This window comes from Campylobacter concisus (genome assembly GCF_003048575.1).
GTDB lineage: Bacteria > Campylobacterota > Campylobacteria > Campylobacterales > Campylobacteraceae > Campylobacter_A > Campylobacter_A concisus_U.
In genome coordinates this window covers 254,656-268,955 of record NZ_PIRZ01000001.1, presented here as the reverse complement: position 1 = coordinate 268,955, position 14,300 = coordinate 254,656, and the positions used below count along the sequence as shown (strand labels likewise).

16 protein-coding genes are annotated in these 14,300 nt (G+C 38.0%); 3 read left to right on the top strand and 13 right to left on the bottom strand.

All coding sequences use genetic code 11. The features are described 5' to 3' along the window. Window positions 1–9: 9 nt before the first annotated feature. Genes CVS84_RS01365 through aroQ form a run of 5 tightly spaced genes read right to left on the bottom strand, consistent with a single transcriptional unit; the run spans window position 10 to window position 4,212 of the window. The gene (locus tag CVS84_RS01365) at window positions 10–876 is read right to left on the bottom strand and encodes a P-loop NTPase (protein ID WP_107690856.1); all 867 of its coding nucleotides are present in this window, start codon (window positions 874–876) and stop codon (window positions 10–12) included. Further along, window positions 869–2,227: a flagellar biosynthesis protein FlhF gene (gene flhF / locus CVS84_RS01360; RefSeq protein ID WP_107690855.1), complete on the bottom strand. Its 1,359-nt coding sequence runs from the start codon at window positions 2,225–2,227 to the stop codon at window positions 869–871. The genes CVS84_RS01365 and flhF overlap by 8 nt, the downstream gene beginning before the upstream one ends. A 10-nt stretch (window positions 2,228–2,237) precedes the next feature. Then, a complete protein-coding gene (folK, locus tag CVS84_RS01355) occupies window positions 2,238–2,714 on the bottom strand; it encodes a 2-amino-4-hydroxy-6-hydroxymethyldihydropteridine diphosphokinase (RefSeq protein ID WP_107690854.1) in 477 nt (158 codons plus the stop codon). Continuing rightward, complete coding sequence (locus CVS84_RS01350) at window positions 2,711–3,736, bottom strand: aminopeptidase P family protein (RefSeq protein ID WP_107690853.1); 1,026 nt, start codon at window positions 3,734–3,736, stop codon at window positions 2,711–2,713. The genes folK and CVS84_RS01350 overlap by 4 nt, the downstream gene beginning before the upstream one ends. After that, window positions 3,733–4,212, bottom strand: a complete 480-nt coding sequence (gene aroQ, locus CVS84_RS01345) for a type II 3-dehydroquinate dehydratase (RefSeq protein ID WP_004317604.1) — start codon at window positions 4,210–4,212, stop codon at window positions 3,733–3,735. Before aroQ ends, CVS84_RS01350 begins: the two co-directional genes overlap by 4 nt. A gap of 85 nt (window positions 4,213–4,297) precedes the next feature. On the opposite strand from aroQ, the gene CVS84_RS01340 reads away from it, so the two are divergent. Then, window positions 4,298–5,515: a metal-dependent hydrolase gene (locus CVS84_RS01340; protein ID WP_107690852.1), complete on the top strand. Its 1,218-nt coding sequence runs from the start codon at window positions 4,298–4,300 to the stop codon at window positions 5,513–5,515. Next, window positions 5,503–6,366, top strand: coding sequence for a signal peptide peptidase SppA (sppA, locus tag CVS84_RS01335; RefSeq protein ID WP_107690851.1), 864 nt, complete (start codon window positions 5,503–5,505; stop codon window positions 6,364–6,366). The genes CVS84_RS01340 and sppA overlap by 13 nt, the downstream gene beginning before the upstream one ends. 51 nt (window positions 6,367–6,417) lie before the next feature. Here sppA and CVS84_RS01330 read toward each other — a convergent pair whose 3' ends face one another. From CVS84_RS01330 to CVS84_RS01315, 4 genes are all read right to left on the bottom strand, one after another. Then, the gene (locus CVS84_RS01330) at window positions 6,418–7,374 is read right to left on the bottom strand and encodes a WG repeat-containing protein (RefSeq protein WP_107690850.1); all 957 of its coding nucleotides are present in this window, start codon (window positions 7,372–7,374) and stop codon (window positions 6,418–6,420) included. Between the two features lie 182 nt (window positions 7,375–7,556). Next, window positions 7,557–8,234 (bottom strand): glutamate--tRNA ligase family protein, encoded by a 678-nt coding sequence (locus CVS84_RS01325; protein WP_234411879.1) that lies wholly within the window; start codon window positions 8,232–8,234, stop codon window positions 7,557–7,559. Continuing rightward, a complete protein-coding gene (locus tag CVS84_RS01320; RefSeq protein ID WP_009294719.1) occupies window positions 8,212–8,457 on the bottom strand; it encodes an RNA recognition motif domain-containing protein in 246 nt (81 codons plus the stop codon). The genes CVS84_RS01325 and CVS84_RS01320 overlap by 23 nt, the downstream gene beginning before the upstream one ends. 223 nt (window positions 8,458–8,680) lie before the next feature. Then, window positions 8,681–9,232 (bottom strand): DJ-1 family glyoxalase III, encoded by a 552-nt coding sequence (locus CVS84_RS01315; protein ID WP_107690849.1) that lies wholly within the window; start codon window positions 9,230–9,232, stop codon window positions 8,681–8,683. An 84-nt stretch (window positions 9,233–9,316) separates the two neighbouring features. Here CVS84_RS01315 and CVS84_RS09710 point away from each other — a divergent pair, with 84 nt between their 5' ends. Beyond that, window positions 9,317–9,574 carry a SelT/SelW/SelH family (seleno)protein gene (locus CVS84_RS09710; RefSeq protein ID WP_265094306.1) on the top strand — a complete coding sequence of 86 codons (258 nt, stop codon included), beginning with the start codon at window positions 9,317–9,319 and terminating at the stop codon, window positions 9,572–9,574. A gap of 342 nt (window positions 9,575–9,916) precedes the next feature. Here the strand turns inward: CVS84_RS09710 and efp are convergent, their stop codons facing one another. Genes efp through CVS84_RS01290 form a run of 4 tightly spaced genes read right to left on the bottom strand, consistent with a single transcriptional unit; the run spans window position 9,917 to window position 14,241 of the window. After that, entirely contained in the window at window positions 9,917–10,483 is a 567-nt protein-coding gene (gene efp, locus CVS84_RS01305; protein ID WP_021090997.1) for an elongation factor P, read from the bottom strand. Window positions 10,484–10,502: 19 nt separating this feature from the next. Continuing rightward, entirely contained in the window at window positions 10,503–12,083 is a 1,581-nt protein-coding gene (gene serA / locus CVS84_RS01300) for a phosphoglycerate dehydrogenase (RefSeq protein WP_234411886.1), read from the bottom strand. Then, complete coding sequence (locus tag CVS84_RS01295) at window positions 12,077–12,559, bottom strand: hypothetical protein (protein WP_107690847.1); 483 nt, start codon at window positions 12,557–12,559, stop codon at window positions 12,077–12,079. Before CVS84_RS01295 ends, serA begins: the two co-directional genes overlap by 7 nt. 5 nt (window positions 12,560–12,564) lie before the next feature. Beyond that, entirely contained in the window at window positions 12,565–14,241 is a 1,677-nt protein-coding gene (locus tag CVS84_RS01290; RefSeq protein ID WP_103576878.1) for a 30S ribosomal protein S1, read from the bottom strand. Between the last annotated feature and the right edge of the window lie 59 nt (window positions 14,242–14,300).

Genomic DNA, 14,300 nt, shown 5'->3' with positions numbered 1-14,300 from the left:
TAATCTCCATCAAAATTGTTCTATCAAACGCTTAAAGAAGCCCCCAAAGCTCCTGCTTTGCTCATCGTTAAGCACTTTTCGTTCCAACCTATAAAGCAAATTCGAAGCTATCTGCTTGATCTGTACGCTAGGATCAGCATATGGAGCATCATCTGTAAAGAGCGTCCTTTGCTTTATACTCCTTGCTACGCTTCTATCAGAAGCTACGTAGCCTACGAGATCTAAAATTAAACTAGGTCCGATATTTGCGTTAGCCACTCGCTTTATATTTTCATAAATTCTTGTCGCCTCGGCCTCATTTTTTACCATATTTAACAGTAAAAGCTCGCTACTTTTAAACCTTGAAACGATCTTTATCACAGCATATGCATCAGTTATCGCCGCAGGATCAGGCACGGTTACCACCACGACCTCATCAGCTGCCTCTAAAAATAGCTGCGTGCTACCACCTATGCCAGCTCCAGTATCAATTATCAAAAAGTCAAGCTCATCAAGCTCGCTTGCCTCATCTAAAAATCTCTCAAATAAAAACTGATTGTTAAATTTTAAAATTTCATCACCACTCTCGCCAGGGATAAGGATCAAATTTTTATTTATAGGTATCAAGATATCTTTTAGGCTGCACTCGCCCTTTAGCACGTGAAGTAAATTTTTACCCATTTTTACATTTAGGATCACATCAAGGTTTGCAAGGCCGATGTCAGCATCAAATAGTCCTACTTTGTAGCCATTTTTTGATAAAACATTTGCTAAATTTGCGCTTATCGTACTCTTACCAACACCGCCTTTGCCGCTAGTTATCGCAATAAAATGCGTATTTTTGCTCTTACTTTGAGACTGGACTAAATTTTTTAGTTTTTGTGCTTGATTATTCATCGCTAGCCTTTTGTTTTGTAAAGCCATCAAACACGCACTCTACTAAAAATTCGCTCTTCGCCTCCACAAGATCATCAGGCACCTCTTGCCCCACGCTAAAGTAGCTAACAGGCGTGTTTGTCTCATATATCAGCGAAAAGACGTTACCAAAAATTTTTGTCTCATCAAATTTTGTGATTATGAGCGTGTCGATATCTAAAAATGAAAATCCATTATAAATTTCCATAAGGTCTTCGACTTTTGAGCCAGCCGAAAGGACCAAATTTACATCAATCTTTGCGCCGCTATGCTTTAAAAATTTATCAAGCCTTTCAAGCTTTTCTTTGTCATACTGAGAATTTCCAGTCGTATCAATAAGTATCACATCACAATAATTAAGCTGTTTGATAGCATTTTGAAAGTCATCTATCTCGATGACATCAAGTATAGGTAGCTTCATCATCTTTGCATACTGAAATAGCTGTTCAACCGCTCCGATACGGTACGTATCAAGCGTAATGATGCCTGTTTTATAGCGCTTTTCATTGCCATAAGCAAAACGAGCCGCTAGCTTTGCAAGAGTCGTAGTCTTACCAACTCCGGTTGGACCAACTAGCATCATGATACGTTGTTTTTTATCGCTTGGCTCTTTTCTGCATGGCAGCATATTTCGCAAAAGCGAGTAGAAGTATCTCTTTACTGCGGTTGGGTTGCTTTTCATAGAAACTGGCAAATTTTCAAGCGTCGTTTGCATGATCGCCTCTAGATGCTCCTCTTTCATTCCACTTTGTTTTGCGAGCTTGTAGATGCTAGCAAACTCTGGCGGGATCGATAGATTATTGCGATTTGGGGCTTTTTCGTCCCAGATCATGTCGGTTATGAGCCCTATTTTCTCGCTTAGTGCGCTTACTTGCTTTGCTACGTCGTCTATTTTTTTATTCATGCCGTTTGTATTTGGCTCTTTGATCTCGTTCATATCGACATTTGCAATTGTACTTATCTCTTTTGCAGCAGCCGAGATATTTAAAAGCACGCTCTCATTTGGATCATAAGGCTCGGGCGAAGCTGTCTTTGCCTCAAATTTAGCCGGCTCTTCTTTTATCTCAAATTTTGGCTTAGCAGGTTCATAGTTTTTATTAAATTTAGAGTAGGCATTTTCGTAATTTATGGCTTTTGTATTTGGTTTTGTGGGCTGCTTTACGTCGTCTTCTTCGACGCTTACTAAAATTTCATAAAGTGGTTTTTTGTTTATCGTTTTGGCTTGAATTTGTTTTGTAGTAACTAGTATGGCCTTTTCACCACACGTTTCTTGAGCCTTTTTTAAAGCCTCAATAGTGCTCTCGCCTGTAAAAGTATGAAATTTTGTAGCCATTTATATCCTTTTAACCTCTCATAAGCCCTAGTGGCACGATCACGCTAAGCCTCTTATCGGCTCCTGGGTGTGGAACGATAAGGCGCGGCGTTTTATAGACTTTTTTACTAAAATACAAAATATCCAGATCAAGCGTGCGCGGCGCATTTTTAAATGTCCTGATACGCTTAAATTTACTCTCATAGTGCCCCAAAATTTTTAGAGTTTCTCTAGGGCTCATAGATGTTTGTAAATTTATAACAGCGTTACTAAAATCATCCTGCGCTTCATAACCAAACGCCGCATTTATAAGGATCGGCGAGACTTCAACTACGTGAAAACGCCTATCTTCACTAACCACTCTTATAAATTTATCAAACCTCTTTGCGCTATTACCGATGTTGCCACCCATGCCAACTAGCGCCTCATACTTAAACTCATCTCTTTTTTGAAAAAAACTAGGGCAAAAACGGCTTTTTACGATCTTTCTTGCTCCAGCTAGCCTCATAAAATTTCGCACCCACCTTCTCTTGCGACCACTACGTCCTCGATGCGCACACCAAATTCATTTTCTAGATAAATTCCAGGCTCCACGCTAAAGACCATGCCCTCTTTTATGAGCGTTTCGCTCCTTGCTGAGATGACTGGAAGCTCGTGTATATCGACACCCACGCCGTGTCCTGTCGAGTGGAAAAAGGCCTTTTCATATCCAGCCTTTGCTATCACGTTTCTTGCTGCAAGGTCTATCTCGCACGCCCTAACGCCAGCTCTTGCGACCTTTATCGCAGCAGCCTGAGCCTCTTTTACGATCTCGTAAATTTCTTGCATTTTGGCATTTTTAAATTTTTGCTCCTTTGAGAAGTTAAAATTTTCATCAAAGCAAGCAGTTCTGGTGCGATCAGAGCAGTATCGCTTAAATTTAACTCCAGCATCAAGTAGTAGCAAATCGCCCCTTTTTAAAATTTTATCCCCAGGTAGCGCATGCGCCTTTGCGGCATTTTCGTTTATCGCCACGATCGGATCGAAGCTAAGACCTAGCTCGTTTTTTTGCCTAAAAATGAGCGAGGCGTTAAAATGAAGCTCTTTCTCACTCATTCTTTCGCCATTTTCACGCACAAATTTAGCAAATTCATCAAAGCATTTCGCCCCAAATTCGCTAGCTTTTTTTAAAATTTTTATCTCATCTTCGCTTTTGCAAATTCTCTTTAGCCTAGAAAAATTTACCTTTGGCTTGAAATTTATCTTAAAACCTTTGCTAAGTGCGTTAAACTCGCTGATACTTAGCTCATCAGGGTTAAAAACGAGGCTACTTGGCTTCATCTTTCTTAAAAATGCCCTGACCTCGCTTATTAAATTTCTCTGCACTAAAAGAACGACCACGCCTGCATTTACGCAGCTTTTTGCCTCAAAATAATACCTCGCATCCGTAAAAAAGTATTTCACGCCATCAACGCATAGCAAAAACTCATTATCACAGCTATAACCGCACTCGTAAAATACGGCGTTTTCGTCCTTTAAGATGAAATTCATTGTGCTTTTTGATTTGCTCTTACTGCTTTGATTTGCTCAAAAATTTGAAGCATGCCTATCATCGCTAAATGATAGCCAACTGGTCCAAAGCCTACGATCTGACCTGCCGCAACTGGTGCGATGAGGCTTTTGTGGCGGAACTCTTCTCTTCTATAAACGTTGCTGATATGCACCTCGATAACTGGCAGTGCAACCGCACTTAGCGCATCACGGATAGCAATAGAGGTGTGAGTGTAAGCGGCTGGGTTTATGATGATGCCGTCAGCATCGCCCAAGCACTCTTGGATCTTATCGACTAGCTCGCCCTCAAGGTTGCTTTGAAAAAACTCGATCTCAACGTCATTTTGATCGGCGACAATCTTCATTTGAGAGTGGATATCTTCCATCTTCATAACGCCATAAATTCCTGGCTCTCTAGCGCCAAGCATGTTGATATTTGGGCCTTGGATAACCATTATTTTTAGCTTCTTATCCATGTCACTCCTTTTTAATTAAATAGCCCAAATTATACATTTTCGTTCCTAAATTTTCGCTACAATAACAAAAATTTAAGGCTCAAATGTGGAAATTTTAAAAGCAAAAAAGATCATCACTGGCGGAGAAAATCCAAAAATTTTAAGGAATTCTTGTGTTGTTATTGAAAATGATAAAATTTTAGAAATTACAAGCGAAAAAGAGGCGCAAAAAAAATTTAAAGATGCAAAAATTTACGACTTTGGTGAGAGCGTAATCGCCCCAGCGTTCGTAAATACGCACGTTCATTTGGAGTTTAGCTCAAATGTTAGCACGCTAAAATATGGCGACTTTATAAAGTGGCTTGGCTCTATCGTCGATAAAGGCGGCGAGCTAGCTAAAATGGACGCCAAAAAAGCGATGAACGGGGCTATAAATTCACTGCTTAAAAGTGGAGTTTGCACTATTGGCGAGATCTCTAGCTTTGGCTCGGATCTTGAAATTTTAGCCAGCAGCCCATTAAAAGTCGTGCTTTTTAGTGAAATTTTAGGCTCAAGCGAGAAGATGTGCGAACAAAATTTGCAAAATTTCTTAGCCAAATTTGAAAAGACAAAGGGCTATAAAAACAAAAATTTCACCCCAGCCATCTCGCTGCACTCGCCCTACTCTGTGCACCCCAAGCTTGCCAAAGCTGCCCTTGAAATGGCTAAAAAAGATGAGCTACTTGTAAGCACACACTTTTTAGAGAGCAAGGCTGAAAAGCAGTGGCTAGAACGTGGCAGTGGTGGCTTTAAAAAACATCTTTTAAGATTTAGCCCAGATCCAAGGCCGATGTATGACGCTAAGAGCTATTTTGAGATGTTTCGTGAGATAAATACGCTATTTACGCACTGCGTTTATGTGAGTGATTTTGCTAAATTTAAGCCTCATCATAGCGTTACACACTGCGCCGTTTCAAACAGGCTACTTGGCAAAAAGGCGCTAAATTTAAAAGAAATTTTCAAAAACAATGTGAGCTTAAATATCGGCACAGACGGTCTTAGCTCAAATATCAGCCTAAATTTCTGGCATGAACTAAGAGCCGCCCTATTTACCCACGCTAGCCTTAATCTAAACGAGCTTGCCACCAGACTTTTTGTCGCTGCAACGCATGAAGGCGCAAAGGCACTTAGGACGAATAACGGCGAGATAAGAGCTGGACGTGCGGCCGATCTGGCCATCTATAACGACCTAGAGTGCGATGACAGTGAGCTAATATTACAGCTCATACTTCACACAAACGAGACTAAAAAACTATATATCGGAGGCAAAATTTGCAAATTTTAAGGCTTATTTTTAGGGGAATTTTGGGAATTTTTAAATTTATAAATAGCTACTTTAAGGCACTCATATTTTTACTGATCTTATTTTTAATATTTGCGCCAAATGGCAAGATGAAAGAGCCAAATTTAGCTCGCATAGACATCACTGGCACGATAGTAGATACTAGCGAAATTTTAGACGAGCTCGAAAAGGCAAGAGCTGATAGCAACATCAAAGGCGTGCTGCTCTACATCGACAGCCCAGGCGGCGCACTAAGCCCGAGCGTGGAGCTAGCCATGGCGGTCAAGCGACTAAAAGAGAGCAAAAAAGTGCTCGCATACGCTGCTGGCAACATGGCAAGTGGCAGCTACTACGCCGGCGTAAATGCCGACGCCATCATCGCAAACCCAGGCGCTTTCATCGGCTCTATCGGCGTCATCATGCAAGGGGCAAACATCGAAAATTTAGCCAAAAATTTAGGCGTGAGCGAGCAGGTGGTGAAGGCTGGCGAGTTTAAAGAGGCTGGCACTTTTATGAGGAGCTGGAGCAAACAGGAGCGCGAGAGCTTACAAGGGCTCGTAAATGACGCTTACATGCTCTTTGTAAGCGACGTGGCAGCGGCTAGAAATTTAGATATCAAGAAAAAAGACGAGTGGGCAAATGCAAGGGTCTTTTTAGCACAAAATGCCCTAAAAATAGGGCTAATAGATAGCCTTGGCAGCTACATAGACGCTCAAAATGAGCTAGCTAAAATGAGCCTCGTAGATGAGCCCGTCTGGCAAGAAAAACCGCAGCTCGAAAAGATAATGGAGAAATTTACAAAGCAAGGCATAAACTCGCTTTTTGGCACATTTTTTGAGACAAAACTTAGATAAAAAACCAGCCAAGTTAAATTTAACTGGCTGGTAAAGCTTTTTATAGCTAGTTTATCTGAAATTCCCTTCGCTATCCACAAAGAGTTCTCTCTCTGCTATTTTTATCAAAAAAGTAGTTTCATTTATCCTTTGAAGCACCTCAAATTCACCATAAATGCTATTTTTGACAACGACATTAAAGTTTTCATCCAAAAGTCCAAATTTATCATCTAGCCGCGATAAGTAGAAAATGTTATTTGACATGTCTATAGCCTTATCAAACACTTCTATCTCATTTTTGCTTTCGTCAAAAATGACAAAACATCCTTTGGTATTTATATAGCCCCATTTGCCGTCTTTTTGAACCCGAGCAAAGCCTTCGTTAAAATCGTCAGCATAATAAAATTTACACTCTACGATCTGCTCACCTTTAGTATTTATATAACCCCATTTGTCGTCTTTTTGAACCCGAGCAAAGCCTTCGTTAAAACCCCGAGCATCATCAAATTTACACTCTATGATCTGCTCACCTTTGGTGTTTATATATCCATACTTGCCGTCTTTTGCAACTATAGCAAAACCTTCGTTAAAATCGTCAACACCATCAAATTTACACTCTATGGCTTGCTCACCTTTGGTGTTTATATAACTCCATTTGCGATCTTTTTTAACCATAGCAAAGCCCTCTTTAAAGTCGCATGCTTCATCAAATTTACACTCTATGATCTGTTCGCCTTTGGTGTTTATATATCCGCACTTGCCGTCTTTTGCAACTATAGCAAAACCTTCGTTAAAATCACCAACACCATCAAATTTACACTCTATGGCTTGCTCACCTTTGGTGTTTATATATCCATACTTGCCATCTTTTTTAACCATAGCAAGACCTTCGTTAAAATCGTCAGCATAATAAAATTTACACTCTACGATCTGCTCACCTTTAGTATTTATATAACCCCATTTGTAATCTTTTCGAACCCGAGCAAAGCCTTCGTTAAAATCGTCAGCATAATCAAATCCCCAAAACATATCCCTCTCCTTTGTTTATATGAGTTGTGTTATTTTAGTTTATATTATTTTAAAAAGTAAGTAAATCTAAGAAAAATTTAAAGTAAGATGGTGGAAGCGAGGGGGATCGAACCCCTGTCCAAAAACAAAATCCGTACAGCCTCTACACGCTTAGCAAAAGTGAAAATTTCATCTAAAAAGGCTCACTTTCCAAAACCAAATTTTAGCCTTTTTGCAAGGTATCTTTGAGCTAGTGTGCAAGGCAGCAGATCTTCTCCTCTAATAACCAAATTTACGCCCATATCCTCGTCATCTATCACGCTTGCAAGGTTATAAGCCGGAATAAAATCCTTTTTATAAATCAAAAAATCACCCATCTGCACTGCGACAACCTTACCTAGCTCATCGTATTCATCAATGCTTAACCTAATGGCGGTTTTATCTTTTGTAAATTTAAGATTTTTATCTTTGCATATTTTAGTGTAAATGCCGTTTTTATAGGCACACTTTGTAGTTCTAGAACATTCGCAGATATAAATTTCATCCAGTTTTTCAAGTATATCTTCGTATCTTTTAGCTCTTACTTTAAAGCTAAAATTACGTTCAAAGTCACTTACGCTAATTGGCCCTTTATCATATTCAAGCCCTAAAAATTCTAAAACATCAAAGATATTTTGAACAAATTCTTGCCGGTATCTACTAAGATCATAATCATCGATACGTAAGCGTAAAACGCCACTTACCGAACGTGTCAAAAGATAGGTTAGGATAAAGTTATAAGCATTGCCAGCATGCAAAAACCCACTAGGCGTAGGAGCTATACGGGATGCTATGCCACCATTTGGTGGCAAATAGTCATTAATCTCTTGGTCTAGCCTCATTTACCCTTAAAGTACGTCCGCCTAGTTCTTTTTCATTTAGCGCGTCTATAGCCTTTTGTCCCTCATTTGCATCGTCCATTTCAACAAAGCCAAAGCCTTTTGAACGATCAGTTTCTCTATCTTTTACTATTTTTGCTCGCCTTACTTCACCAAATTGTGCAAAGGCTTCCTTTAATTCTGCCTCTGTCGTTCTATACGACAAATTTCCTACATAAATATTCACAGGAGTGTTCCTTAAAAAAATTACCGATTTATTCGGTTAGTGTGATAATAGCTAATTTTCGTCAAAAAGATGTAAAAAATCAAAAATTTATTATATTTTTTTGAAAAATATTCTTAAAAGCTACAAGCTCGTATATATAGAACTTTTATAACTATCACTAAACAAAATTTAATCTTAAGTTTAAAAAGAATAATTAAATAAAAAATTATTTTATCTTTATAAGCTATTTATAAAGTAAATCATTCTTTACTTTAAGATACGCTTCATCGCCAAGTAAATTTTTAACTATAAAAAGTGCAAATTCCATCGAAAAAGCAGGACCCTTTCCTGTGATGATGTTTTGATCTTTTAGCACGTTTTTATCGCTCACGTAGCCTCTTTTGTCGCTTCTTACATTTTCTTCGAATCCTGGATAACAAACAAAATGATCTTTTAGCACACCAGCACTCTCGAGTACCATAGGAGCAGCACAAATGGCACAAATAAGCTTATTGCTTTTATCAAAATTTTGCAAAATTGCTTTGAGCCTTGTATCATTTGCTAGATTGCTAGCTCCTGGAAGTCCACCAGGAAGGACGATCGCATCATAGTTTAGCTCTTTCATCTCGCGAAGTGTTACGTCGGCTTTTACGCATATATTGTGACACCCTTTGATGTTTACGTCATTTAGCCCAACAATAGAAGCTATCGCTCCAGCTCTACGTAAAACATCAACAGAAGTTAGTGCTTCTATCTCCTCAAATCCTTCAGCTAAAATCACAGCAACTTTTTTCATAAATTTATCCTTTCAAGTAATATGTTTTATTTGTTAAGTAAAATTTTATATAATATTGGCTTATTTCACAAGAAAGGACAGAGCATGCAAGTAAAAATTATTTACTGCAACTCTTGAAACTATCGTCCGGTAGCTTCTCGTGTAGAAGATGAAATAAAAGCGAACTTTAGTGATGCAAGAGTCGAAAAGGTTATAGGTGGTGGTGGAAATTTCATTGTCGAGGTTGATGGAGATGTTATATTTTCTAAGAAAGATCGCATCGGAAATGATGAAGCGAGATTTCCTCACGGTGAAGAGATCACAACTCTTATAAACAAATATCTTAAAGAAAAGTCGGCTTAATGCTAGCTACCGAGACGGGAAACCGTCTCGTTTTTTCCTATTTTTAACTTGCAATTCTACTATCTTGATATAAAAATTTTATAATTAAAATATTAGTCTATCTCGCTAAGAATTTTTATTTTTTTATATATTTTTTGATTCTTAAAGATTTTACTAGCTGATGTTTGGCCATATTTGATTTTTATCGAGCATAAAAATTTTATGCATTCTATACTAGTGCTACTTGAAATTTTACAATGTATGAAATGAAGTTTTTTGCTAAAGCCAATACTTTTTAAATAGTGACTTTAGCTAAGAATTAGGCTTACTAAACGTAAATTTAGTAAGAAAGATTAAACTGCTTTATTTATTCGCACGCTCGATATACTCGCCGCGAACAGTATCCACACGGATAACCTCGCCCTCAAGTACGTGAAATGGTATCTGAACTACCGCACCACTCTCAAGAGTAGCTGGCTTTTTACCGCCTTGCGTATCGCCCTTGAAATTTGGTGGAGTCTCAACTATCTTTAGCTCAACTACTTGTGGCACTTCAACGCCGATCGCGTTACCATTGTGAAATAAAATTTCAACCATCATGCCATCGATCATCCATTTTTTAACATCACCCACATCCTCATCGCTAATAGCAACTTGTTCATAAGTAACCGTATCCATAAATTGACAATATTCACCATCATCATAAAGATACTGCATCTCTTTTTCTTCAAGATGTGGTTGCTCGCATTTATCGCCTGCGTGAAAAGTCTTTTCAAGCACTTTTCCGTCGATAAAAGATTTGATTTTCGCACGAACAAAAGCTGCACCTTTGCCCGGTTTAACATGTTGATATTCTACGATTTTATAAGGAACGCCATCGATCTCGATCTTTAGCCCTTTTTTTAGATCACCCATTGAATATGAAGCCATTTTTTATCCTTTCAAAATTTTATATAACTGCGTATTGAGCCCAAACGCAAGCTTCAAGTGCGTTTAGTCTCTCTAACGTTTCTGCTTTTATATGTTCATCAACCAAGATGACAGCAAGTGCCATATTGTGATCATCTCTACCAAGGCGGAAGTCTGCGATATTAATTTTTTCATCAGCCAAAATTTTACTAATCTGAGCGATAACGCCTGGCACGTCGTGGTTTTTAAAGATGATCATCTTACCTTTTGGCTTAAAGTCGGTCTTAAATCCATTTATCGTTACGATGCGTTGCTGATTTTCACCAAACACCGTTCCACCTACGGTTACAATGCCATTTTCAGTAGTTAAGCGAACGGTAATTTTATTTTTAAAAATGCTATCTCCACCAAGGCTAGTTTCGGTCACTATACCTTTTTCATCGCATAAAAATTTAGCATTTACATAATTTATCGCATCACCAAGACTCTCTTTTAAAGCACCTACGATTGCAAAAGTTAGCATTGAATTTGCATATTCGCTGATTTGACCGTGAGTCTCGATACGAATGGCCTTGATAACGCTTTTATTTATCTGTGCAGCAAGAAATGCCATCTTGCTTGTAAGATCGATATAAGGCTCAACAAATGGCGGTAGATCTTCTGTTTTTATAGGTAAATTTAACGCATTTGGATAGCTTATACCGCGAGCTGCTAAAATAGCTTGCTCGACTGCCTCAACTGCGATATTTCGCTGTGATTCAAGTGTATTTGCTCCAAGGTGTGGGGTGACACTTACATTATTTAGATCAAGAAGCGGATGATCAGTTGCTGGCTCTCTTGTAAAAACATCAATACCAGCAAATGCTATCTTGCCACTTTTTAGTCCTTCATAAAGCGCTTCTTCGTTATAAAGACCACCTCTAGCGCAGTTTATAAGTCTTACGCCATCTTTCATTTTTGCGATCTCTTTAGCGCCTATCATATTGGTCGTCTCTTTAGTTTTTGGCGTATGTATTGTGATAAAATCACATGCTAAAATATCATCAAAATTTTTAGTATAAGTACCGCCCATGTCGATAACTTTAGATGGGTCAATATATGGATCATAAGCGATGATCTCCATACCAAAAGCTTTTGCACGAACAGCTACCCTTGAGCCAATATTTCCAAAGCCGATCACACCAAGCTTTTTCTTAAAAAGCTCAACCCCATACCATTTTTCACGCTTCCAGATTCTATCTAGCTTTAGATCATTATGAGCGTATTCAAGGGATCTAGCTGAAGCTAGCATATGCGCCATTGTTAGCTCAACTGCAGCAATAGTGTTTGCAGTTGGAACGTTCATAGCTATTATGCCACGCCTTGAGCATCCTTCTATATCGACATTATCTACACCAACACCAGCTCTAACAATAGCTTTTAGTTTTTTACCAGCGTTTAAAAAGGCATCGTTTACTTCAGTTGAGCTTCTTGTTATAGCAACATCAGCCTCGCCTAAAATTTTTAAAAGTTCATCTTTGGGAGTATTAACTGCATCTATTACGTTTATATCTTGCTCTTTTTTCAAAAGCTCAAAACCTACTGGGTGTATTGCATCGCAAACAATGATAGTTTTCATAATTTTACCTCTCTCACACTTGAGTGGATATCATAAACTCTTAGTTCCAAAATGATATTTTGTAGAAGTTTAGAGTCTTGAGTATTTAAAAATATCTGGCTTTTTGCACCATCTTTTACAACAGTAAAATCGACCTCGCTTTTTCTTAAAGTCTGCATCAAACAAAACATTGAATAGATATCATTTTTATCTATCAAAAGCTCATATGCAGTAATCTTTGGTTTTTCTATTTTGGGTCGGTTGTATTCTATAAAAATTTCATTTACGGGCAGCACATAATCTCTTTTTCTAATAGTTGCTAGCTCACTCATCCAGTTGGTATTACTGGTCGTGTTTTTAGTTAAATTTTGCTCATTTGTAATATTTTCTTCAGGTATTTGACTGAAATTTACACTTGCAAATTTAACAAGAGAAATTCCAACCAAACCCAATATAACAAATAGCAGGACAACTACTAATAAAAGTACGCGTCTGCCCATTTAAACTAAAGTAATTGTTCTTTTATAATATCGCCGAGTGTTACTTTATCATCATTATCATTGATCTCATTTAACACTTCACGCTCTTTTTGTTTTGCTAAACGGCGTATACTTAGGCGAATTCTATTTTTCTTCTCATCGATAAATGCGATAGCTGCTTCGATATCATCGCCAATCTTAAGTGTACTAACGTCTACACTACCTAAATCTTCTTTGCGGATCAGCGCATCAACGTTATCACCAAGCTCTACAAATACGCCAAAGTCTTTAATGTCGCGAATTGTTCCTTTTACGATATCACCTACATTAAATTTATCAGCGAATGCTTGAACTGGACTTTGTTTTAGGTCTTTTAGGCTAAGTGAAACTTTTTGTTCAGCACTATCGATTTTGATTATTTTTACTTCAAGCTCGTCACCAGCTTTAAACATATCTTTGCATTTATCGTTTCTATCCCAAGACGCGTCTTCATTATGTAGTAAGCCTTCAACGCAACCCACTCTAACAAATGCACCAAAATTTGTGATAGTTGTCACAACGCCTTTTACTACGTCACCCTCTTTGTGTTTTGCCTTAAACTCATCAAATGGCTTTGGAAGTAAATTTTTAAGACTTACTCTTAGGCGGTGTCCTTTAGCATCAATTTCAATAACTTCAACATCGATTTCTTGGCCTTCATTGATGTGATCTTTTGGATTTTTGATATTTTTATCCCATGAAATTTCAGATATATGTAAAAATCCTTCAATATCATTTCCAAGATCAACAAATGCGCCATAAGGCTCGATATTGCTAACTGTAACTTTGATAGTGTCACCAACCTCTAGTCCATCATTTATGATCTCTTCCCAAGGATCTGGAGTAGCTGCCTTGATAGATAAAGATAGGTGGCGTTTTTCGTTGTCATAACTGATAACTTTAACTAAAACTTTATCGCCTTCTTTATATAGTGAGCTAGGGTTCACTGGGCCTTTATAACTTATCTCACTATAATGTACAAGTCCATCGACTCCGCCAACATCAACGAACATACCATAAGTTGTAATTTTTTTAACTGTACCCTCTATAACGCTATCATTTTCTACTATGCTTGATAGAGCTTCTTTACGCTTTTTACGGTCGTCATCTAAAATTTTCTTTCTAGAGACAACTATGCTATTTTCTTCTTTATCAATTTTTATAACTCTTACTTTATATGTTTTACCAATTACGCCTTCAGCGTTTTTAAAGCCGCTGTGAGTTTTTGGTAAGAAAAATTCTACCCCATTTGCATCTTGAGTTATAAAGCCACCTTTATTTTTTCCAACTACTTTTACGTCGATTTCGCCAGAATTTTCAGGATCGTAAGCTTCGATGAAAGCTTTAACCTTCTCTTTTCTAAGTGCTTTTTTGTGCGACACTATAGGTCTTCCATTTCTTGATCCAGTTATTACAACTTTGATCGTATCGCCAACTTTATGCGTCAGGTTACCGTTTGCGTCAGTGATCTCAGAAACATTTAAAATGCCTTCTGACTTCTTGCCAACGTCGATTAAAACCTCATCGCCATTGATACTGACGATCTTTGCATCACTATCTTCTTCAGTCTTTTTAAAAGACTCCTCTAACATCGCAGCAAAATCGATATCTTCAATATCTTCGTCTTTTGCTTTTCCTAATTGAACACTTTTGTTCACAGCCATCTTGATCCTTTAAATTTTATTATGCCAGTAGAGGCAAATTGGCTTATTATAGTTAATTG